The sequence below is a fragment of the Pseudoflavonifractor sp. An85 genome (assembly GCF_002161235.1).
GTDB lineage: Bacteria > Bacillota > Clostridia > Oscillospirales > Oscillospiraceae > Enterenecus.
The window spans coordinates 41,946-62,608 of sequence record NZ_NFHE01000018.1 but is presented as its reverse complement, the minus strand read 5'-3'; the positions used below and the strand labels follow the sequence as shown (position 1 = coordinate 62,608).

Genomic DNA, 20,663 nt, shown 5'->3' with positions numbered 1-20,663 from the left:
TCAAAGATATGAATTGATGAGACCCTTCATTTCACTGTGTTACCAGTTTCCTGAAGGACTCGTGTCCTTCTGGTGCTTTTCGTGTTTCTCATTGTTTAATTTACAAGGTACAAACCGCTTCATCAGCAGGTTTTTATTGTACCACTCGGGACCCAACTTGTCAATACCTTTTTCAACTTTTTTCGAAGTTGTTTGTCGGTATTTCGTTTCGTCCGGGGCACGTTTAGATAATATACCAGCTGATCACTCATTTGTCAACACCTTTTTTCAAGTTTTTTATCGTTTGATTTTCCCCCTGTCCTGTGGTATCGTAATTCTACTATATAATGTAAGAGAGGTATCCCTATGCCCATTCGTATTCCTGACTCCTTACCTGCTACCAGTGTATTGGAGAGCGAGAATATCTTTGTGATGACCGAGCACCGTGCCCTTCACCAGGATATCCGCCCTCTGAATCTACTGATCCTGAATTTGATGCCCACCAAGATCGTCACCGAGACCCAACTGCTGCGCAAGCTATCCAATACCCCCCTGCAGATCAACGTACAGCTACTCAAGACCAGCAGTCATGTCTCCCAGAATACTGACAGCCATCATTTGGATTCCTTCTATACCACCTTTGATCGGATTCGCAACAACCGCTATGACGGTATGATCATCACCGGTGCTCCCGTAGAGAATCTGGACTTCGAGGCGGTGGACTACTGGGAGGAGCTGTGCCAGATCATGGAGTGGACCCGAACTCACGTCCACTCTACCTTCCATATCTGCTGGGGCGCCCAGGCGGGCTTATACTACCACTACCATATTCAAAAGCACACCCTGCCCCACAAGCTGTTTGGCATCTACCAGCACGAGATTGTACGCAAGCAGTCTCCCCTCTTCCGGGGCTTTGACGATCGCTTCTATGCCCCCCACTCCCGGTATACCGAAGTCAGCCTCCAAGACATCCAGGCTATTCCCGAGTTGGAGCTGCTGGCTGTCTCGGATGAGGCCGGGGTATTCGGGGTGAAGAGCATGGACAACCGCCGCTTCTTCATTTTCGCTCACCCCGAGTACGACGAGGATACCCTGGCCCGGGAATACTTCCGGGATGTGGATCGTGGTCTGGACATTGCTGTTCCCGCCCACTACTTCCCCCAGGACGATCCCACCCAGGCCCCCATCGTCAACTGGCGTTCTGCCGGGCAACTGCTGTACACCAACTGGCTCAACTACTACGTCTACCAGACCACCCCATACGATTTAAGGGAGATTTCCAATGAAGATTGATTTTGAAGCGGTGCGCAACAACCCTGAGATCCGCACCTACATCACCCAGGCAGACGCCTCTCTGGTGGCCCTGGGCTACACCGAGCACTCTTTCGCCCACGTCACCAAGTGCGCCATGACCGCCGCCGGGCTGCTGGAGGATTTGGGATACGATGCGCGCCACATCGAGCTGGCCAAAATCGCCGGTTTCATGCACGACATCGGCAACGTCATCAACCGGGTGGACCACGCCCAGAGCGGCGCTGTCATGGCCTTCCGCATTCTGGACAAGATGGGCATGGAGCCCGCAGACGTGGCAGTGGTCATCACTGCTATTGGCAACCACGACGAGCACACCGCCTATCCCGTCAACGCCGTGGCTGCGGCCCTCATTCTGGCAGACAAGAGCGACGTGCGCCGCAGCCGGGTACGCAATCAAGACACCATCAACTTCGACATTCACGACCGGGTCAATTACGCCGTGGAAGAATCCGACCTCACCCTGGACACCCAGGCCAAAACTCTGACGTTGTCCATTACCATCGACACGGAGATCTGCGCTGTGATGGATTACTTTGAGATCTTCCTCTCCCGCATGCTCCTGTGCCGCAAGGCCGCCGAGTTCTTCTCCCTCAAATTCCAGTTGGTCATCAACGGTTCAAAGGTGTTGTAATATGCTGCATGTCACCAATCTCCGTCTGCCCGTGGAGGCAGACCAGACAACCTTATATAAAAAGCTGGCCAAGCACCTGGGGGTGTCGGTGAAGGATCTGTCCCAGGTGACCCTCACCCGCCAGTCCATCGACGCCCGCAAGAAGCAGGATGTACACATGGTGTGCTCCGTGCGGGTGAAGGTGGCACACGAAGAGGCCATCCTCCGCCGAAACCTCAAAGGGGTTTCTCAGTGGAACGAGCAGCCCTATGTGTTGCCTGCTCTGGCCCGCTCTTCCCAGCTTCCTCCCGTGGTGGTGGGTACCGGCCCCGCCGGACTGTTTGCTGCCCTCACCCTGGCCCGGGCAGGGCTGAAGCCCATCGTGCTGGAGCGAGGCGCTGACGTAGACCAGCGCGCCCAAGACGTGGAGACCTATTGGACCACCGGGCAACTCAACCCCCGCTCCAACGTGCAGTTCGGCGAGGGTGGCGCCGGTACCTTCTCCGACGGCAAGCTCACCACCGGCATCAACGACCCCCGCATCGCCCACGTGTTCCGCACCTTTGTGGAACACGGAGCCCCCGAGGATATTCAGTGGTCCCACAAGCCCCACATCGGCACCGACATTCTCCGCCTGGTGGTCAAGTCCATGCGAGAGGAGCTGCTTGCCCTGGGCGCTGAGGTGCGCTTCGACCACCAGCTCACCGGGCTACAGATTTCGGACGATCAGCTTCACGGGGTAGAGGTGTCCCACGATAGCGAAACCTATCCCCTTTCCTGTGACACTCTGGTCCTGGCCCCCGGCCACTCCGCCCGGGACACCTTTGCCATGCTGCAAGGGTGTGGACTGGCCATGGATCGGAAAAACTTCGCCATCGGCGTACGCATTGAGCACAAGCAGGAGGCGGTGAGCAAGGCGCAATTCGGCCCCAGCTGGGACAAGCTTCCTGCGGCCGACTACAAGCTGTCCTGTCACTTACCCAACGGCCGCTCTGCCTTCACCTTCTGCGTGTGCCCCGGCGGACAGGTGGTAGCCTCCGCCAGCCAGGACGGGCAAGTAGTCACCAACGGCATGTCTCTCCGAGCCCGAGACCAGGAGAACATCAACGGCGGCTTCCTGGTGGGTGTCGGCCCCGAGGACTTCCCCGGAGACGATCCCCTGGCGGGAGTCCGCTTCCAGGAGCAGTGGGAACAGGCCGCCTGGGCCTATGGCGGCGACAATCCCATGGCTCCCGCCCAGACCGTGGGAGATTTCCTGACCGGACAGCCCTCCCACGGCCCCGCCTCCATCCTCCCCTCTTATCGTCCCGGGGTGGTGTGGGGCAGCCTGGACGGAGTGTTGCCCGACTACGTGCTGGACACCCTGCGTCAGGCTCTCCCTGTGTTTGACCGAAAGCTCAAAGGCTTTTCCACCCCTGATGCGGTTCTCACCGGTGTGGAGACCCGCTCCTCCTCTCCCGTGCGTATCCTGCGGGGCGAGGATTACCAGTCCGTTTCCGTCAAGGGTATCTACCCTTGCGGAGAAGGGGCCGGGTATGCCGGTGGCATCACCTCCGCCGCCGTGGACGGCATCAAGGTGGCGGAAAAAATAATTCAAAAAAATATTTGAGGCGCTTGCAATATTCCTCTGCCCTCCCACGTTATATAGATGAACAGGAGTGAAACCATGATTTTATTCACCATGGCAATGCCCGACGCGCGCTCCGGGCACAACAGCCAACAGTTGGATGATCTCATCTTACGCATGACCCAAGGCGACCAAGAAGCCCTGGCCAGCTTCTACGAAGCCACCAAAGCCGCGGTATACGGTTTTGCTCTCTCCATCTTGAAAGACGTGGACAATGCAGAGGACATCACCCAAGACACTTTTATTCAAGTCTACCGCAACGCCTCCAGCTATCGCAGCCAAGGCAAGCCCATGGCCTGGGTGATGACCATCACCCGCAACCTAGCCAATTCCCGCCTGCGAGAGGTGGGGCGCAACCTCCCCCTGGAGGATTCTCACTTAGCGCAGCTCTCCCACAACCCCATGGTGGATCAGGAGGACCTGCTGACCCTGGATTCCCTGCTCTCCCTGTTGGACGACCAGGAGCGGCAAATTGTCACCCTCCACGCCCTGACCGGGCTGAAGCACCGGGAGATCGCACATCTGTTGTCCCTGCCTTTACCCACAGTTCTTTCCAAATACCATCGCTCCATCAAAAAGCTTAATGCCGCATGGAAGGAGGCAGACCAATGATGACCCACGAAGAAATTCACCAGCGCATCGAAAAGGCCGCGCAACACGCCGCCCCCGATCAATTGGATGCCATCCTTTCCGCCTGCAAGGAACAGAAAGGAACTGTGATTTCTATGACAAACAACAATAAAAAGCGCCGCTGGTTGGCTCCCGTGTCCGTCGCTGCTGCTCTGGCCATCGTGGTGGGCAGCGTGTTCGGCATCTCCCAATTCCAACAGGCCAAGGCCACCGATGCCGTGGTGACCTTGGACATCAATCCCAGCATCGCTCTGGCTGTCAACGCCAAAGAGACCGTGACCACCGCCACCGCCCTTAACGACGACGCCAAAGAGATTATGGGCGGCATGGAGCTGGAAGGCACCAATCTGGAGACCGCCGTCAACGCCATCATCGGCGCCTGCCTGCAAAAGGGCTATCTGGATGAGTTGGAAAACGCCATCCTCGTCTCGGTGGAGAACACTGACCAGGCCCGCGCCACACAGCTGGAAACCGAACTGACCAACACCATCTCGGGTGCCTTCCAGTCCGGGGCCATCCTCACCCAATCCGTGAACGTGGACGACAACCTGGCCCAACTGGCCCAGCAGTACAACATCTCTGCGGGAAAGGCCAGCCTCATCCAAGAGGTCATCGCCCAGGACAGTACCCTCACCTTTGAGTCTCTGGCTCCCCTGTCCATGAGCGAGATTTCCCTCATCGCCTCCTCCCGCAACCTGTCCACCTCCGGCGTGTCCCAGACCGGTTCCACCAGCGACCAGGCCTACATCGGCCAGGACGCCGCTTTGAAGGCCGCCTGCGATCACGCCGGCATTGCAACCGGCGATGTCCAGGGTCTGAGCACCGAGTTTGGCTGGTCCAAGGGCGTCATGGTGTACGAGCTGGACTTTTGCTCCGGAGGCACCGAGTATGAGTATGACATCAACGCCACAGACGGCAGCGTGGTAAAATACGAGAAGGAGCCCTGCGACCACACCTGGCACACCAGTTCTTCCAACACCGGAACCAGCACCAACGCCACCTCCTTCATCGGTGAATCCGCCGCCACCACCGCCGCTCTGTCCCACGCCAAGGTGGACCAGAGCGCCGCCCAGTCCCTCACCGTGAAGCTGGACGAGGACGACGGTGTGGCATACTACGACATTGAGTTCTGCTGCAACGGTGTGGAGTACGACTACGAGATCAATGCCACCACCGGAGATGTGGCAAAGTTCGAGCAGGACACCTGCGATCACTATGCCCACCGCACCGCCTCCGGCAACACGAATAACTCCGGCAACTCCGGCAATCAAAACCAGAGTAGTAATTCCAGCGGGACGTATATCGGCTATGACGCTGCCCTGCAAAAGGCCTGTGCCCACGCAGGGGTGGACGCCTCCCAGATTACTCGTCTGGAAAATGAGCTGGACAGAGACGACGGCGCGGTCCGCTATGAGATCTCCTTCCACTACAACGGAATGGAATACGAGTACGAAATTGATGCCACCTCTGGCACCGTATTAAAATTTGAGTCCGAGCGAGACGACTGATGCATCACAACCTACAAGGACCTGTCACAGGGTGCCCCCTGTGACAGGTCCTTGCTTTTTCCCGGCCTTTTGGCTATACTGACACCCAAAGGAGGGATCACCGTGATCCATCGTCAACCCAGTTACTATTCCAGTTTTCGCTGTTTGGGCGGCGCCTGTCCCGACACCTGCTGTCGGGATTGGGACATCGTGCTGGACCCAGAGACTATTGCGGACTACCAGTCTGCGCCTCCCTCTCTGGCCCAGCGGCTCCAGTCCAGCCTCACCATCGACGAGGACGGAGACACTTGCTTCCGCCTGGACGAGCACGGCATGTGTACCATGCTCACCGAAGACGGTCTGTGCGCCATCCAGAAGGAATGGGGAGAATCCCATCTGTGCGGACACTGCGCCGCCTACCCCCGCTTCATCGAGGAGTACGGCCACCTCACCGAAGCCTCCCTGGCTCTGTCTTGCCCGGAGGTGGCCCGATTGCTACTGACTGCCTCTGCCTTTGAAGTAGAAGAGAAAGACGATGGCCACCCTGACCTGCCCTTCCCCGATATTCCACCGGAATTGATGCTTGGGCTGGAGATTTCCAGAAAAAAGGCACTGGACATGATGTCCCAGCGCCGTTATACTCTATGGGACCGTTTGCAGGGTATCCTACACATGGCACACTCCTTACAAAACCGCATAGACGCCCAGGAGTATTCCGCCATGGCCGGTGTGGACGCTGTCCCCTGCGTCAGTTCCCCTTCTGACTGCAAAACCTTTACCCAAAGTCTGTGCCGGTTCTTTGTCTCCCTGGAACCTCTGCGCACCAGCTGGCCCCAGCGGCTGGTGCAGTGCTGCCAGAGACTGGAGGTATTGTCCCAGGAGGAATACCAGGTTCTGTGCCGTGACTTCGAAGCCCAGTTCCCCCAGTGGCAGCAGCACCTGACCAACGTGGCAGCGTATCTTCTCTTCCGCCACTGGCATAAAACCGTCAACGATGACCAACTCTATCCAAGGACGGCTTTTTTTGCAGCCAGTACAGTGCTCCTCTACCATCTGTTCTTGGTGGAATGGGCGCAAAGCCACACCCTGGCCCAGGCGCAGGAAATTACCATCTGCTGTGTGTTCAGCCGAGAGGTGGAGCACATGGAGGAAAATCTGGAACTGGCCATGGAGACCTGTGCCACCCTTTCTCCCACATCCATCCCCTTCCCCAATTCATAAAAGGAGTTCTCCCATGGACATTTCCACCCTCGTTTCCAATCAGCACGCCTACTTCCGCACCGGGGCCACCCTGCCGGTGTCCGCCCGTCTGGATGCCCTGGACCGTCTGCGGCGCACCATCCTGGCCATGCAGCCGGACATCGAAGCCGCCCTCCAGACCGATTTGGGCAAGCACCCCTACGAGAGCTATTTTTGTGAGATCGGCCAGGTGTTGGAGGAGCTGCGCTATCTGCGTGCCCATCTGCGCCAATGGGCCAAGCCTCGTAAGGTGCGCACTCCTATGAACCTTTTCCCATCCAAAAGCTACCGTTACCCTCAGCCCTACGGGGTGGTGCTGGTGATGTCGCCTTGGAACTATCCCTTCATGCTGTCCATGACACCGGTGCTGGGGGCCATCGCCGCAGGAAACTGCGTCATTCTCAAGCCCTCCGCCTACGCTCCCGCCACCTCCAAGGTGCTTTCCCGGCTCCTTGCCACCGCTTTCGAGCCTCAGTATATCACAGTGGTAGAAGGAGGCCGCGCAGAGAACACTGCCTTGCTGGACCAGCGGGTAGACTATATTTTCTTCACTGGCGGGGTAACGGTGGGCAAGGAGGTCATGCGCCGCGCCGCCCAAAACCTCATCCCCGTCACCCTGGAGCTGGGCGGAAAGAGCCCCTGCATTGTGGATGAAACCGCCGACCTGTCTCTGGCGGCCAAGCGCATCGTGTTTGGCAAATTCCTCAACGCCGGACAGACCTGCGTCGCCCCCGACTATGTGCTGGTGCAGGAGTCGGTGAAAGCGCCGCTGGTGGAGCACCTCAAACAGGCACTGGATGCCGCCCTGGGCAGCGACCCTCTGTCCAACCCCGAGTATGGAAAAATCATCAACGAAAAGCATTATCAGCGTCTTCTGGGCCTACTGGAAGGCCAGACCATCCTCTGCGGCGGACGAGCCCGAGACGGCAAAATTGCCCCCACCCTACTGGACCAGGTAGATTCCCAGTCCCCAGTGATGCAGGAGGAGATATTCGGCCCTGTTCTCCCCATTCTCACCTACTCCACCCCGCAGGATATGGTGGACTTTGTATCTGGTCGGGAGAAACCCCTGGCTTTGTACCTTTTCTCCCGCAGTCGTGAGATACAGAATCTGGTGACCAGTCGCCTGTCCTTTGGGGGTGGCTGTTTCAATGACACTATTCTCCACTTGGCCACCCCGCACCTGCCCTTCGGCGGGGTAGGCAACAGCGGCATGGGCTCCTATCACGGCAAAGCCAGTTTTGACACCTTCACCCATTATAAAAGTGTTTTGGTGGGTGGCCAACGCATGGACGTGCCTCTGCGCTACCACCCTTATACCCCATCCAAACTCCAGTGGCTGAAGAAATTTGTAAAATAAAAAATGGGCCTGTTGCTAAATAGAATTTTAAAAAATCAGGTCAAAGAAAAAGTTATCGAGAACCGTTGTCTTAATGGTTCCCGATAACTTTTTTAGCGCACAAAATTTTTGTTTTAGTCTGAAAACTGTATTTTGCAACAGGCCCATTTTTCTCTGAGTCTTACAGCTCCACGCTGCCGGTCTCGGTGTCGTTGACTACGTAGTAGGCCACGCCCTCTTCGGGCTTGACATAGACACAGAACTTCTTCATGGAAGTGGCCTTGTTGCCCTGAGCCAGGTAATCTTCCTTAGCCTTCTTCACAATCTCAGCCATATCCCACTCCTTGCCAGCAAACTGAACGTAAGCCAGCTCCACCTTCTTGGTGGTAGTACGAGTGGCCTTCTTCACGGGCTGCTCCTCAACCTTCTTCTCCACGGGAGCCTCCACGACCTTGGGCTCAGCCACGGTCTTAGCCACAGTCTTCTTCTGGGCTGCAGTTCCTCTCGCCATCTCGATTTCCTCCTTTCCTCCATCATTACCAAGGGAATGTACCCGATTCGCTTTTGCAAATCCTGCTCTATTCTACTCCGTTACCCCACTCTTTTCAAGGCATTGACCCCATTTCTTCCCTTTTGAACAGGAGCCAACATGCTTTTATTCCACAATTAGGAAGTATTCACCAAAGAAAAAAGGACACGCATTTCTGCGTGTCCTTTTGGTGCGCGAGGCGGGAGTCGAACCCGCACGCCCTTGCGAGCACTGGCACCTGAAGCCAGCGAGTCTACCAATTCCACCACTCGCGCAAGTGGTTAACTGCCTCAGCAGCGAATATGATAATACCATAGCATACGACCGTTGTCAACACTTTTTTCAATTTCTTTTGGATTTTTCCAAAGACCTCTCTGCACATTGTTTTGTGTCATTCCAACAGCATAGATGCCAGTAGGATATGGGCCCCACACGGTGGGGCGGCGCTTATGCGCCGCACAAGTGTTTTCACCAGGGGCGAAAACCTTGGCACAAGCGGAATTGACCTCCGCCGAGTATTGGCATGAGCCTAGTCTCCCAAAACAAAAGCACCTGCGAAAGCAGGTGCTTTTGTTTTGGTGCGGATGACGGGACTCGAAAATGGGAGTTTGTCTCTTCCTCCCTTTCTTTGTGCAATATACACCCTGTTATTGCGTGTTTTTCCTGGGTTTCTCTCCGCTTTTCTGCGTCCTCTTGAAATGGCCTCTGACCAAAATAACGACCAAATAACGACCAACCAACGACCAGAAGGGCAGCAAAAAACCGGGGCCTCACGCCCCGGCTTTCTGCTATAAAATCAGCCCTTGTACATCTTCACGAAAGAGCCGACCTCAGCCGCAGCACCCGCAACGGCACGCACACCCGCCATTTCGGTGTTGGTCTCGTTGTTCGTCCACATGACCAGGCTGGGAGCCGCTGCGTAGTTCAGGTGTACCCGCTGCCCGTTACCGAAGTAAACCACGTTGGCGGGAATCTGGGCATCCAGGCGAATACCATAGCCCAGGGGGGCCTGCTGCTCAATGGGCTTGGAGGGGTCAAGAATGGGCTTCTTGTTCCCGTCCACCATGCCCAGCATCCAGGTGAAATAGGTGGAAGGTGCCATATACCACTTGGCCCCCTCGATGTAGTCAGCACCCAGCATCCCCGCCAGCTTCACCAGTTCAGCAAAGGTGGGGGCGGTGTCTGCCACGTTCACGGCGGTGGTATCGTCCGAATAAGACAGGCCCGCCACGGCATCCAGGCACACCCCGTCCATCTTCTTTGCCATGGAACCCAGAAGGGTCTGCTGCACAATGGCCTCAAAGGACGCAGCGGACACGCTCATACCCACCTGGGAATAGCCGGTGTTATAGGCATACTCGGAGTGGGTAATGGTCAGCTTTCCCGGCACAAACCCGCCGTTGGTGATTTCCTGGTTCTCGGTGTGCTTCTCCACCACTTGCAGCCCTGCCACGGGAATGGTCAGGTTGCCAGCGTGGGCAATGTTGGTCACAGATGCATCCATCAGGAATGCCCCAGGGGCCTTCTCCAGCACATAGCTGTCCAGGACAGTGCTGGGAATGACGTTGCTCATGGTGCTGGTGCTGCCCGCTGCCCGCTTCTCCATATAGTTGTCGTAAAGGGTACGAATATTCATCTCTTCCACGTTGTTTTTCCTCCTTGAATCGTCAAATTCTTCAAAAGTACGAATGACACGACCGCCGCCCGCTGAAACTTCCCGCAGGATTGCGGCCCGTTTCTCTGCGGCCTGTTTGAACTGGGTTTCCAGGGCCGTAAACTGTGCAAACATCTGGTTTGCCGCCTGGACATCACTGCCCGCATCAGAGGCCCACTGTCTGCGTAACTCCAGCATTTCCCTACGGATAGGCCCGAAAGGGCTTGGCTTGCTGAACCAGGTGGCGGCTCTGCGCTGTTCTTGCTCCCAGGTAGGGTAATCCTCCGGCCCTTCGTCCGGCTCCACATAGGCCCCCATGCGCCGCTCTACATCGGCCCAAATGGCCCGGCACTCAGCACGCCGGAATTCCACCCGCTCCGGCTCTGCCAGGGCCTCAAAGCGGCTGCGTGCGCTCACCTGGGTCTGCTCATAGGCGGGCCAGGTGACAAGGCTCACGTCAAACAGACGGGCAATGTGCTTCACGGTACGGGTGCGGGTGGTACTGTCCCAGCCGTCCCCCTCCGGGGCCACCGTAAAAGCAAAAGACATCTTGTCAATCAGCCCGTTCTTGACCTCCTGGTAGAAGCTGCGGGCCTCGTCTGATAGGGTCATATCGGCATCCACCCGCAGCCCGTGGGCATCCACAGACAGCCGCAGGGAGCCGCCACGGGTGCGGGCCAGGGCGTGGCCCTGGTGGTCAAATCGAAGTACCACATCGGACATATCAGCCCCGTCCAGGGCGTGCCTGTCAATGACTTCCCCGTATTCCAGCCCGGTTTCCGGGTCTTTGTACAACACCGTCCGGCTGTCAAAGACTACGGCATACCCGTGTATAGTTCCGTCCTGGCCCGCTTCCCAGCTGCCAGAGCGATATTCTGCATTTTGGTTCATCCAATCACCTACTTTTGCTTTTGGTGCGCTCTCAGACCCTCCCGGCCCGCTGCATCCTCCCGGATGAAGCGGGGAAAGCGCACTTGTGATCTATGTAAAACGCCCGTGGGCGGTTTACGCTTTTGGTTTTCCGGGAACCGAATGGGTTTTCTGGGTTGTGTCCAACTTGGACACAATTTTCCCCGGTTTTCTCCGGGAATGGCCCGCCCTGGGCGAACCACACCCCCCTCCCGTATCACGCTCGCTGTAATTTACCTCCACCCCATCGGTCCTCCAGGCAGGGGGTAGCCCTGCCCGGTATGGGGGGGGGTGGCAAGTCGTAGACTTGCTGTGCGCATACGCACGCACGCAAGGCCCAGCTGCATCTTGCCCCGCAATGTGCCTTTGAAACAGCGAAAAAACACTGTGTTTTTACGCCTCTACCGCTGGGTTTTGCCCCGAAACTGCCCCGGAAATGGCCCAGTTTCGGGCGGTTTTTACCAGCTTGACCCGTGGGAAACCGTGCCCATCCTTGCCCCGTGGTTCAATGTCCACAAGGCTCTCGTGGCGGCATTTGCGGCAATACAGGGTCAGGGCCTTGGCCTGGGTTTCCCCGTTCAGCTTCATCAGCTTCCCCCGTTTGCACACCGGGCACATCACCCACACAATTCCCGCCACGGCGTGACAGGTTAACTCTTCCGGCAATCTGTTCATGGCTTGTCCTCCTGGTTGTATTTCCCTCGCACGCCCGCACGGGCGCAGCGTTCGCCTCTGCTACCAGTGTACCCGGTGCGGGTGGTGCTTTCAATGTGCCGTGGCCTCTTTCTACATCCCCTGTCCTAAAGATATATACTGCTTCAAGTCAGATATAGAGGCCCCGGCTTGTCCTCCATGCCCGCCCTCTGGCTGCGGACTTGCTGCCGCCTCCAGGGCGGCATCCGGTACTTTATGTAGCTATAACTGCCGTACTCTGTCATACGTTCTTCCCGCTCCAGCACGGTGCAGTCCGTGGGTGCAGCCAGGGCCGTATCGTCTGACACAAAGCACGTCTCCACTATGGGCTTCTCCAGGTTGCGGCTACGTGTCCACATCTGGGCACCCACCGGGCGGCCCTCCACGCTCTCCTTGGTCATGTATCGGGCCAGCTCCTCATAATCTCTGGCCCCCACATATTCCAGGTCTACCATGTCCCCATAGGGCCACAGGCTGCGGATGGTCTCAATGTCCCGCTCCGTGGCGTTGATCACCAGGTGGTGGTGCAGCCGTCCTTCCCCGTGCTTACCCTCGGTGGTATACACATACTTTAATTCCTGGTCTCTTGGCTTGCGGTAGGCCCGCAGCTGCTTGATGAACTTGCGCACATTCTGGACGGCATCGGCCCGTTTTGCTGGAAGGTCTGCGTCCCGATAGGTCAGGGTAACAAAGAGGTCTTGCCCCTCGAAGTTTGCCGCCAGCAGCATTTCCAGCCGCCCCCGGGCGGTCTTGTCATTCATGGCCTTTTGGGCTGCGCTGGTCATACGGGACTTTTCAGCCCTGGCCCGCTCCCCGTCTCTCGGCTCCGGGGCCGTGTATAGGATTGTCTTTACGATACTGCCCGCAATGATGGTCTTTTTCCGTTTTGCCATTCTTCCATACCTTTCCCTACCTCACTAGGCCAGAGGAATCCCATGTATGCTTTCCAAATTCCCGCACACACCCCCGCTCCAATGCATCCTGCATAATCAGCCCCGCCAGGGCCTCCAGTCCCTCCCTTGGCACAGTCTCCACCTGTGTGTTTCCATAGTCCCAGTAGTCCGCAGCAAATTCCGCAAAATCCTCTTGGAGGGCCGTTATTACCCTGTGAATGGGGTAGCCGTCTCCCTGTTCATTCCTCCCCATTGCGTGAATGTGAGCCAGTTTTCCCCCTGCCATTCCTTTTAACATCCTGTGCCATGCCCTATGCTGTTCTGTTGCCAGCTTCTCCCCAGGTGCCGGATATTCCCGCCAGTAGTCCAGGGTAATCACACAGACCCCGTCTGGGAAGTTTGTTTCCAACAGGGCCACAAGTTTCTTGTATGACAGCTTTATGTTATAGCGTTGCTGCGCTTCTCTTGTTCTCGGCATATATGCCCCTCCTTGTGACAGAGCGCAGGGCCAGGGGCCACGCCCCCACCCTGCGCCCTATTCCGTGTTGTCGTTAGCCCGCTGCCTGGGTCTGCTTGGGCTTGTCCTCCATCCAGTTCACATCCAGGACGGGGATATACCCGCCGCCCTGGCAGCGCAGCACACCCTTGACAGGTAGCAGCACGCCGCCCACCTCCTTGTGGGGCTTCCCGTCCTTCATGACCAAGCCGGGCACATCTTCCACCAGGACACACGCCTGGGTTTCCTGGGTATTAACAACTTGTTTTTTCATTTGACATTCTCCTTCTGCCCCGGTAAAATAGGGGCGTGAAATCTACTTTTCAACGGGTGGGTTTCTTATCCGCCGCTCTGGTGTTGCAGCACCGGGGCGGTTTTCTTTTTGCCCTTCCGGGCATGATAGGGTATCTCACAGTGTGCCAGCTTGCCCAGCAGCCACGCCAGGGCAAGGCCCCCGCACAACATCCACCAGCCACCAGGCAGGGCCGCTATGCCCTCCGCACATACCGCCAGGCCCAACAGCAGGGCCAGGGCGGCACTCTCACATACCGCCGCCCTCATACCCTGGGCCTCTCCCCGGGCAGGGGCTTGTAGCGGATGGGCTGGGCCGTTCCCTGGTTTGCCAGGTAGTCAAAGACCAAATCCAGGTTCACCAGCTTCTGCACTCCGGCCTGGACAACGGGAATTTCCCCGCTGCGTATCAGGCCCCGGATGAAGTTCAGCGTGATCTTCGTCCCCGGGTCTTGGGCTTTCAGCTCTGCAATCACGCCTTCGGCGTTTCGCATCCTTGGTAATGCTGCCATTGTGTTACCTCCTCTGTGATGTGTCCAAGTTGGACACAATTATTTTGCTTGCCCGCTGTCCTCTCCCGCTCCGTCAGGGGTTTTGATGGTAAACAGGTCATCAAAGGCCATTCCCAAGGCCTTGCTGATGCCCAAGGCCGTCTTGGGGCTAACTCCACGCCCCTGTTCGGCACGAATGATAGAGGAATGTGGTACTCCGGCCTTGCGGGCCATATCGCTCTTGTTCATCCCCGCAAGAATCCGTGTCCTGGCTATCAGTGCCCCATTGGGAACTATCTCAGTTCGTGCTGTCATACTAATCCCTCCGACTAAACATTTCATTGAGTTGACGCTATTATACTCAACATTTCATTGAGTGTCAAGCATATATCAATAATTTGTTGACTTAATGAATTTACTGTGCAATAATTACAACTAAAGGGGTGGACTATATGAGCAAGGAAGAAATAGGAAAAAGAATTAAAGCTGCTCGTTTGGCTAAGGGCCTTACGCAAGCAGATGTAGCTAATTATTTGAAAGTTACTCCACAGGCTGTTAGTAACTTCGAGCGTGGGAAAAATCGAATATCCAATGATATACTAAAAGAATTATGTGAACTATATCAGATCAGTGCTGATATTCTACTTGATAACATCATCAGCTCTTTTGAGGAAACACCGAACAGTCCTGGTGAGGATTGGCTTCATGATTCTCTCGTTTCTCTCTACCCCAAAAAATTTGTAAACGATGATGTCAAATCCCCGTATAACCCTCCTTTTTGGGTCAATGAGAACCAGAAATTCACAAATGAATTATGCGAGCATTTGCGAACGATTAGTGACGCAGAACGAAAGGGCTTTCTATTCGGCAAAATTGAGGAAATAAACCCTTCCGAGGTAGAGTTTTTTATTGCTCGCAAGTTATACGAACATGACAATTCTGAATCAGAGATACTAAACGTAATTTTTGATGCCCTTCCCGGTAAATATCAAATAAGGATTCAGAATATTAAAAGCGTTTTAATTGCTATGCGCAATGTTCAAGATGGACTACTTTAGCATAAAAAACCGCCCCGGTGCTACCAACACCGGGACGGGTAACGCAACAGCCCCACACGCTAATATAGGCCCTGTTTGCCTCTCTATTGTACCACACAGGGCCGGGAAAGGGAAGGAGTAAAACCATGCCCACCATCACAAAACGAGGAGACACCTACCGCATCCGGGCCTATTGCGGCTATGATGCCAAGGGAAAACAAGTCACCCGCTCCACCACCTGGAAACCCGCTCCGGGCATGACCCCCAAACAGATTGAAAAGGAACTGCAACGCCAGGCGGTTCTATTCCAGGAGCAATGCTCCGGGCAGGGCTGGGGCGGTGCGGTCAAATTTGAAACCTTCTGCAAGGGGTGGTTTGAGGAGTACGCAGAGCCGAACCTACGGCCCCGCAGCGTGGCCCGCCTCCATCAGATGGAGGAGCGCACCTATGCCGCCCTGGGTCACATCCGGCTGGACAAGCTAACCCCCCGCCACATTCAATCCTTCATCAACGACCTGGGCAAACCGGGTATCAGCCAGCGGGAGAGCCACGCCCGCTCCAAGGTTGATCTGGTTGCCCTTCTGGGGGAGCGGGAGATATTACAGAAGGATTTAGCCACCCGAGCGGGCCTCAGCCGCTCCACGGTCTCCAGTGCTTGCCGGGGTGAATCCGTCTCTATGCCCTCTGCCAAGAAGCTGGCCCAGGCCCTTGGCATGGACTATGCCGCCCTCTTTGAGACAGCAGCGGCAAAAGTAACCCTGTCACCCAAGACCATACGCAACTATCACGGCTTTGTGTCCTCTGTGCTGGGGTACGCCGTGCGCATGGGGATGATACAGCATAACCCCGCCCAGAATGTGACCTTGCCGCCCACAGAGCGCACAGAGAAAGAGTGCTACACCCTGGAGGAGGCCCAAATCTTCCTGGAGAGCCTGGACAACGCCCCCACCAAATACCGGGCTTTCTTCGTCCTGGCTATCTACGGTGGTTTTCGCCGTGGGGAGCTGCTGGGCCTGGAGTGGCCAGACCTGGATTTTGAAAACTGCATGGTACGCATACGGCGTACCAGCCAGTACCTGAAGGAGCGGGGGACATTCACCGACACCACCAAGACCGTGCAGAGCCAGCGCACCCTAAAGCTGCCCGCCGTGGTCTTTGATGTGCTGCGCAAGCACCGGGCCGCACAGGCCCAAGAACGGCTTATGCTGGGCGATCAGTGGCACGACACCCAGCGGCTCTTTGTCAACGCCTTTGGGGAGCCAATGCACCCCAACACTCCCTATCACTGGCTGCAAGGCTTTTGCCAGGACACCGGGCAGCGGTTTCTAGGCGTTCACCAGTTCCGACACCTCAACGCCTCTTTGCTGATCAGCAGCGGCGCAGACGTGCGCACCGTGTCCGCATCCCTGGGACACTCCCAGGTTACTACCACCCTCAACATCTACGCCCACACCTTTGCAGAGGCCCAGGCCAAGGCAGGGGAGGCCGTAGCTGCCGCCCTGGACTTTGGCGGGCAGCGCAAGGCCAGAGGCAGCGCATAATATCACCACCTGGGAGCGGGTGCAGCTGGTCAAATAACGACCGCTGCCCCGCTCTTTCTTGTGTCCAAGTTGGACACATTGGGCCGTTTTTGAGGGCGTAACGACCAAACAACGACCAAATGGAGGGGTGGGCGAAAAAACGAAATCCCGGAACCGTTGCAGCGCAACGACTTCCGGGATTTTTCATGTGGTGCGGATGACGGGACTCGAACCCGTACGGCCGTGGGCCACTAGCACCTCAAGCTAGCCAGTCTACCAGTTCCAGCACATCCGCATAACCAAGCTTGTTTATTATAGCGCAGGCCACAAGATTTGTCAACACAAAAAAATTGGCGTTTCTCAAAATTATCTGTTGACAAACTAAAAAGTCCATGGTAATATATCTCTTGTCGCTACGAGCGATACACCGCTTGCGCGAGTGGTGGAATTGGTAGACTCGCTGGCTTCAGGTGCCAGTGCTCGCAAGGGCGTGCGGGTTCGACTCCCGCCTCGCGCACCAAAAAGACACGCTGAAAAGCGTGTCTTTTTTTGTTTTGAATGCCTTTTGGCGAAATTAAAACCCCTGGTTCTACCAGGGAGATAAAAAACCTTGGTAAAACAAAACCTCCATGATACTCTGGTGACGGTTTGCCGACCGCATCACGAATGAGTATCATGGAGGTTTTCAACAATGAAGAACGAGGTAAAGCATACAGCACACTCCAGCTATCGGTGTGAATATCACATTGTATTTGCAACTGAATATCGGAGGAAAGTGATTTACAAAGAGCTACGAAAAGATATTGGGGAGATATTTCGTAAGCTGTGCAAAGAAATGAAGGCAGAAATCATTGAGGCAGAAGCCTGTGTAGATCACATTCATATGCTTGTAAGTATACCGCCACACATGAGTATATCACAATTTGTAGGGACCCTCAAGAGTAAGAGTGCACTCATGATTTTTGACAGACATGCAAATCTGAAATATCGGTATGGAAGCAGAAATTTCTGGGCGAGGGGATATTTCGTAGATACAGTAGGAAAGAACGAGAGGTTAATTGCAAACTACATCAGAAATCAGCTTGAGGAGGACTATACAAAGGATCAGATTTCACTGAAAGAGTTTGTAGACCCGTTTACGGGTGAAAGGAATACATAAGGCAAAAACAAACAGCCACTTCTAGTGGCTGCCTGTAATTGTGATGCGATGGCAAATTCTCAGTACCCCTTAGAGGGGTCAGCAAGTAATGACCCTTCTAGGGGCTGAGCAAACCACTAGCTTACTAGTGGTTATGATTTCCGCATACTCTCTTTCCTTTCCTCATAGGTTGGTCTTACCATACAGGAAATGAGGGATTGTTACCATGAAAGCCGTACTTGCCCTGTCTCTGGTACTGCTGTGTCTGTTGCCCACCCACGCCCAGGCTGCCCAGGTGGACATCACCGCCCCCTCGGCCATTCTCATGGAGAAAAGCACCGGAGAAATCCTCTTCGAGCAGGATTCCCACGCTGTCTATGAGCCGGCATCGGTCACCAAGATCATGACCCTGCTGCTGGTAATGGAGGCCATTGACGCCGGCTCCCTTTCCTGGGACGACGTGATTACCGCCTCCCCCTACGCCTGCTCCATGGGCGGGTCCCAGATCTGGCTGAAAGAGGGGGAGCAACTCACGGTCAGCGAGATGGTCAAAGCTGTGGCGGTGGCCTCTGCCAACGACTGCGCGGTGGCCTTGGCCGAGGCCATCGCAGGCAGTGAGAGCGCCTTTGTCCAGCGGATGAATGAACGGGCCAAAGAGTTGGGCATGGAGTCCACCGTCTTTTATAATTGCACGGGACTTCCTGCCGAAGGGCATGTCTCCTCCGCCTATGACATCGCCTTGATGAGCCGGGAGCTGATTCTAAACCATCCCCAGCTGCGGGAGTACACCACCATCTGGATGGACACCCTTCGGGACGGTCAATTCCAGCTGACCAACACCAACCGGCTCATCTACTCCTACCCCGGCGCCACAGGGCTGAAAACCGGCTCCACCGATGCCGCCCTCTACTGTCTGTCTGCCACGGCAGAACGGGACGATATGGAGCTCATCGCTGTAGTCATGCACGCAGCCACCCCCACCGACCGTTTTGACAGTGCCGCCGCTCTGCTCAACTACGGCTTTGCCAACTACGCCCTGACCCAAGTATATCCCGACGATGTACTTCCCCCCGTCTCCGTGCTCCTGGGTGAGCAGAGTACCGTACAACCGGAGTTGGCTCACGATTGCACCATCCTCACCCAGCAGAGCCAGAGCGCGTCCATCACCACCCAAATCCATTTGCCCCAGCAAATTTCCGCCCCCGTGGAAGAGGGACAGAAGCTGGGAGAGATGGTAGTCTATTTGGACGGCAACGAGCACCAACGGGTGGATCTGGTGGCCTCCCACGGAGTGGCAAGGCTGACCACCTGGGGTATCTTCCGCCAGCTGCTGGATACCCTGCTATTTCTGCCCACATAATCTATAAAAAGACGGCGTAGGGATTTGCCCCCTACGCCGTCTTTCTTATTTCTCCGATACCAGCATCTCACCGGCCCGGTAGATGTCACCCGCTCCCACGGTGAGGATGAGATCCCCGGGCTGGGCCAGCTCCCGCAGCTTAGCCGTCACGTCCTCCAGGGTGGGACAGAAGATACTGCCGGGAATCTGAGTCGCCAGATCCGCCGAGGAGATGCCCAGCTCATTGGTCTCCCGGGCAGCGTAAATCTCCGCCAGCAACGTGATGTCCGGCTTTTTCAGCACCCGCACAAAGTCGTCAAACAGCTCATGGGTACGGGTATAGGTATGGGGCTGGAAGGCACAGATCACCCGCTTGTGGCCCAAGCTACGAGCGGAATCCAGCAGCACCTCCAGTTCCCCGGGATGGTGGGCGTAGTCGTCGCACACCTCTGCCCCGTTGTAATCCCCCTTGTACTCAAAGCGGCGGCCAGGAAGGCGGAAGTCCCGCATACCCTGCTCCACCGCCCAGCCAGGAACCCCCAGCACCACAGCAGCGGCAGAGGCAGCCAGCACGTTCTTCACGTTGTGCATACCGGGAATGGACAGCTCTACATGGGCGTAGTGCTCCCCCCGGTACACCACGTCAAAGGTGGCAAAGCCGTGGCTCATTTCCAGGTTCTCCGCATGTACGTCGCCCTGCTCCACACCGAAGGTAATCATGGGTCGGGTCTCCCCCTGCAAGGCGTGCATGGTGTTGGCATCCTCACAGTTGGCCACAATGCAGCCACTCTCCGGCACCAGGTCAGCAAAGGCACGGAAGGAGTGCTCCACATCCTCCAGGTCCTTGAAGAAGTCCAGATGGTCGGCCTCAATGTTCAAAATCACCGCCACCGTGGGGTGGAAGGAGAGAAAGGAGTTGCAGTACTCGCAGGACTCCAAAATAATGGTGTCACCCTTGCCCACGCGATGGCCCGCTTTCAAAAGCGGCAGAGTGCCGCCGATCATGACAGTGGGGTCCTGCTGGGCCGCCATAAAGATGTGGGTGCAGATGGAGGTGGTGGTGGTCTTGCCGTGGGTGCCGGAAATGCACAGGGCGTTCTTGTACCCCTTCATAATGGCGCCCCAGGCCTGGGCCCGCTCAAACACCGGAATTCCAGCCTCCAGAGCGGCAGCAATCTCCGGGTTGTCGTTGTGCACCGCAGCGGTACGCACCACGCAGTCTGCACCGGCCACACTCTCGGGCAGGTGGCCAATGGTCACCGGAATGCCCAGGCTGCGCAGGTGCGCCACCGTGGCGCTCTCCTGACGGTCCGAGCCCGTAATCATCATGCCGTTGCCCAGCAACACCTCAGCCAAGGACGCCATAGACACCCCGCCGATGCCCACCAGATGCGCCCGCTTTCCCGGTCTGATATACTCATGGATGTTATTGACTGACATATGCACAC

21 protein-coding genes and 3 tRNA genes are annotated in these 20,663 nt (G+C 56.4%); 12 read left to right on the top strand and 12 right to left on the bottom strand.

The genetic code is table 11. The features are described from left to right. Positions 1–345 precede the first annotated feature (345 nt). The 7 genes from metA to B5G37_RS09590 all read left to right on the top strand — a co-directional run bounded on the left by metA (position 346) and on the right by B5G37_RS09590 (position 8,246). The gene (metA, locus tag B5G37_RS09620) at positions 346–1,272 is read left to right on the top strand and encodes a homoserine O-succinyltransferase (RefSeq protein WP_087256885.1); all 927 of its coding nucleotides are present in this window, start codon (positions 346–348) and stop codon (positions 1,270–1,272) included. After that, the gene (locus tag B5G37_RS09615; RefSeq protein WP_087256883.1) at positions 1,262–1,924 is read left to right on the top strand and encodes an HD domain-containing protein; all 663 of its coding nucleotides are present in this window, start codon (positions 1,262–1,264) and stop codon (positions 1,922–1,924) included. The genes metA and B5G37_RS09615 overlap by 11 nt, the downstream gene beginning before the upstream one ends. Before the next feature lies 1 nt (position 1,925). Then, positions 1,926–3,512, top strand: coding sequence for an FAD-dependent protein (locus tag B5G37_RS09610; protein WP_087256881.1), 1,587 nt, complete (start codon positions 1,926–1,928; stop codon positions 3,510–3,512). Between the two features lie 57 nt (positions 3,513–3,569). Further along, the gene (locus B5G37_RS09605; RefSeq protein ID WP_087256878.1) at positions 3,570–4,142 is read left to right on the top strand and encodes a sigma-70 family RNA polymerase sigma factor; all 573 of its coding nucleotides are present in this window, start codon (positions 3,570–3,572) and stop codon (positions 4,140–4,142) included. After that, positions 4,139–5,668 carry a PepSY domain-containing protein gene (locus B5G37_RS09600; protein WP_158099389.1) on the top strand — a complete coding sequence of 510 codons (1,530 nt, stop codon included), beginning with the start codon at positions 4,139–4,141 and terminating at the stop codon, positions 5,666–5,668. The genes B5G37_RS09605 and B5G37_RS09600 overlap by 4 nt, the downstream gene beginning before the upstream one ends. Positions 5,669–5,770: 102 nt before the next feature. After that, complete coding sequence (gene fliB, locus B5G37_RS09595) at positions 5,771–6,868, top strand: flagellin lysine-N-methylase (RefSeq protein ID WP_087256874.1); 1,098 nt, start codon at positions 5,771–5,773, stop codon at positions 6,866–6,868. Between the two features lie 13 nt (positions 6,869–6,881). Next, a complete protein-coding gene (locus B5G37_RS09590) occupies positions 6,882–8,246 on the top strand; it encodes an aldehyde dehydrogenase (RefSeq protein ID WP_087256872.1) in 1,365 nt (454 codons plus the stop codon). A 160-nt stretch (positions 8,247–8,406) separates the two neighbouring features. Here the strand turns inward: B5G37_RS09590 and B5G37_RS09585 are convergent, their stop codons facing one another. The 10 genes from B5G37_RS09585 to B5G37_RS09540 all read right to left on the bottom strand — a co-directional run bounded on the left by B5G37_RS09585 (position 8,407) and on the right by B5G37_RS09540 (position 14,496). Further along, positions 8,407–8,736: a DUF6465 family protein gene (locus B5G37_RS09585; RefSeq protein ID WP_087256870.1), complete on the bottom strand. Its 330-nt coding sequence runs from the start codon at positions 8,734–8,736 to the stop codon at positions 8,407–8,409. A 206-nt stretch (positions 8,737–8,942) separates the two neighbouring features. After that, positions 8,943–9,029: transfer RNA gene (locus B5G37_RS09580), tRNA-Leu, on the bottom strand. 521 nt (positions 9,030–9,550) lie between these two features. Continuing rightward, positions 9,551–11,299, bottom strand: a complete 1,749-nt coding sequence (locus B5G37_RS09575) for an HK97 family phage prohead protease (RefSeq protein ID WP_087256868.1) — start codon at positions 11,297–11,299, stop codon at positions 9,551–9,553. A 411-nt stretch (positions 11,300–11,710) separates the two neighbouring features. Continuing rightward, positions 11,711–11,992 carry a cysteine-rich KTR domain-containing protein gene (locus B5G37_RS09570; protein WP_087256865.1) on the bottom strand — a complete coding sequence of 94 codons (282 nt, stop codon included), beginning with the start codon at positions 11,990–11,992 and terminating at the stop codon, positions 11,711–11,713. Positions 11,993–12,135: 143 nt separating this feature from the next. Next, complete coding sequence (locus B5G37_RS09565; protein WP_087256862.1) at positions 12,136–12,903, bottom strand: hypothetical protein; 768 nt, start codon at positions 12,901–12,903, stop codon at positions 12,136–12,138. Between the two features lie 16 nt (positions 12,904–12,919). After that, positions 12,920–13,381 carry a hypothetical protein gene (locus tag B5G37_RS09560; protein ID WP_087256860.1) on the bottom strand — a complete coding sequence of 154 codons (462 nt, stop codon included), beginning with the start codon at positions 13,379–13,381 and terminating at the stop codon, positions 12,920–12,922. Between the two features lie 73 nt (positions 13,382–13,454). Further along, complete coding sequence (locus B5G37_RS09555; protein WP_087256858.1) at positions 13,455–13,673, bottom strand: hypothetical protein; 219 nt, start codon at positions 13,671–13,673, stop codon at positions 13,455–13,457. Positions 13,674–13,738: 65 nt separating this feature from the next. Further along, positions 13,739–13,960, bottom strand: coding sequence for a hypothetical protein (locus B5G37_RS09550; RefSeq protein WP_087256856.1), 222 nt, complete (start codon positions 13,958–13,960; stop codon positions 13,739–13,741). Further along, positions 13,957–14,202 carry a DNA-binding protein gene (locus tag B5G37_RS09545; RefSeq protein WP_143482911.1) on the bottom strand — a complete coding sequence of 82 codons (246 nt, stop codon included), beginning with the start codon at positions 14,200–14,202 and terminating at the stop codon, positions 13,957–13,959. Before B5G37_RS09545 ends, B5G37_RS09550 begins: the two co-directional genes overlap by 4 nt. Before the next feature lie 39 nt (positions 14,203–14,241). Then, on the bottom strand, positions 14,242–14,496 hold the full coding sequence (locus B5G37_RS09540) for a helix-turn-helix transcriptional regulator (protein ID WP_158099388.1): 255 nt from the start codon (positions 14,494–14,496) through the stop codon (positions 14,242–14,244). A 137-nt stretch (positions 14,497–14,633) separates the two neighbouring features. On the opposite strand from B5G37_RS09540, the gene B5G37_RS09535 reads away from it, so the two are divergent. Both B5G37_RS09535 and B5G37_RS15765 read left to right on the top strand, forming a co-directional pair. After that, a complete protein-coding gene (locus B5G37_RS09535) occupies positions 14,634–15,239 on the top strand; it encodes a helix-turn-helix transcriptional regulator (protein WP_087256850.1) in 606 nt (201 codons plus the stop codon). A 125-nt stretch (positions 15,240–15,364) separates the two neighbouring features. Further along, a complete protein-coding gene (locus B5G37_RS15765) occupies positions 15,365–16,759 on the top strand; it encodes a tyrosine-type recombinase/integrase (protein ID WP_087256848.1) in 1,395 nt (464 codons plus the stop codon). Between the two features lie 188 nt (positions 16,760–16,947). Here B5G37_RS15765 and B5G37_RS09525 read toward each other — a convergent pair. Beyond that, positions 16,948–17,033, bottom strand: a tRNA-Leu gene (locus B5G37_RS09525). Between the two features lie 138 nt (positions 17,034–17,171). Between B5G37_RS09525 and B5G37_RS09520 the strand changes: the two genes are divergently transcribed. The 3 genes from B5G37_RS09520 to B5G37_RS09510 all read left to right on the top strand — a co-directional run bounded on the left by B5G37_RS09520 (position 17,172) and on the right by B5G37_RS09510 (position 19,236). After that, positions 17,172–17,258, top strand: a tRNA-Leu gene (locus tag B5G37_RS09520). Positions 17,259–17,429: 171 nt separating this feature from the next. Further along, positions 17,430–17,897 (top strand): IS200/IS605 family transposase, encoded by a 468-nt coding sequence (tnpA, locus tag B5G37_RS09515; protein ID WP_087256845.1) that lies wholly within the window; start codon positions 17,430–17,432, stop codon positions 17,895–17,897. 205 nt (positions 17,898–18,102) lie between these two features. After that, positions 18,103–19,236 (top strand): D-alanyl-D-alanine carboxypeptidase family protein, encoded by a 1,134-nt coding sequence (locus tag B5G37_RS09510; RefSeq protein ID WP_087256843.1) that lies wholly within the window; start codon positions 18,103–18,105, stop codon positions 19,234–19,236. Between the two features lie 45 nt (positions 19,237–19,281). Here the strand turns inward: B5G37_RS09510 and murC are convergent, their stop codons facing one another. Continuing rightward, on the bottom strand, positions 19,282–20,655 hold the full coding sequence (murC, locus tag B5G37_RS09505) for a UDP-N-acetylmuramate--L-alanine ligase (RefSeq protein ID WP_087256841.1): 1,374 nt from the start codon (positions 20,653–20,655) through the stop codon (positions 19,282–19,284). Positions 20,656–20,663 lie beyond the last annotated feature (8 nt).

Coding starts and splice junctions, on each gene's coding strand:
- metA (WP_087256885.1), top strand. CDS start 346: ATGCCCATTCGTATTCCTGACTCCTTACCTGCTACCAGTGTATTGGAG.
- B5G37_RS09615 (WP_087256883.1), top strand. CDS start 1,262: ATGAAGATTGATTTTGAAGCGGTGCGCAACAACCCTGAGATCCGCACC.
- B5G37_RS09610 (WP_087256881.1), top strand. CDS start 1,926: ATGCTGCATGTCACCAATCTCCGTCTGCCCGTGGAGGCAGACCAGACA.
- B5G37_RS09605 (WP_087256878.1), top strand. CDS start 3,570: ATGATTTTATTCACCATGGCAATGCCCGACGCGCGCTCCGGGCACAAC.
- B5G37_RS09600 (WP_158099389.1), top strand. CDS start 4,139: ATGATGACCCACGAAGAAATTCACCAGCGCATCGAAAAGGCCGCGCAA.
- B5G37_RS09590 (WP_087256872.1), top strand. CDS start 6,882: ATGGACATTTCCACCCTCGTTTCCAATCAGCACGCCTACTTCCGCACC.
- B5G37_RS09585 (WP_087256870.1), bottom strand. CDS start 8,736: ATGGCGAGAGGAACTGCAGCCCAGAAGAAGACTGTGGCTAAGACCGTG.
- B5G37_RS09575 (WP_087256868.1), bottom strand. CDS start 11,299: ATGAACCAAAATGCAGAATATCGCTCTGGCAGCTGGGAAGCGGGCCAG.
- B5G37_RS09570 (WP_087256865.1), bottom strand. CDS start 11,992: ATGAACAGATTGCCGGAAGAGTTAACCTGTCACGCCGTGGCGGGAATT.
- B5G37_RS09565 (WP_087256862.1), bottom strand. CDS start 12,903: ATGGCAAAACGGAAAAAGACCATCATTGCGGGCAGTATCGTAAAGACA.
- B5G37_RS09560 (WP_087256860.1), bottom strand. CDS start 13,381: ATGCCGAGAACAAGAGAAGCGCAGCAACGCTATAACATAAAGCTGTCA.
- B5G37_RS09555 (WP_087256858.1), bottom strand. CDS start 13,673: ATGAAAAAACAAGTTGTTAATACCCAGGAAACCCAGGCGTGTGTCCTG.
- B5G37_RS09550 (WP_087256856.1), bottom strand. CDS start 13,960: ATGAGGGCGGCGGTATGTGAGAGTGCCGCCCTGGCCCTGCTGTTGGGC.
- B5G37_RS09545 (WP_143482911.1), bottom strand. CDS start 14,202: ATGGCAGCATTACCAAGGATGCGAAACGCCGAAGGCGTGATTGCAGAG.
- B5G37_RS09540 (WP_158099388.1), bottom strand. CDS start 14,496: ATGACAGCACGAACTGAGATAGTTCCCAATGGGGCACTGATAGCCAGG.
- B5G37_RS09535 (WP_087256850.1), top strand. CDS start 14,634: ATGAGCAAGGAAGAAATAGGAAAAAGAATTAAAGCTGCTCGTTTGGCT.
- B5G37_RS15765 (WP_087256848.1), top strand. CDS start 15,365: ATGCCCACCATCACAAAACGAGGAGACACCTACCGCATCCGGGCCTAT.
- tnpA (WP_087256845.1), top strand. CDS start 17,430: ATGAAGAACGAGGTAAAGCATACAGCACACTCCAGCTATCGGTGTGAA.
- B5G37_RS09510 (WP_087256843.1), top strand. CDS start 18,103: ATGAAAGCCGTACTTGCCCTGTCTCTGGTACTGCTGTGTCTGTTGCCC.
- murC (WP_087256841.1), bottom strand. CDS start 20,655: ATGTCAGTCAATAACATCCATGAGTATATCAGACCGGGAAAGCGGGCG.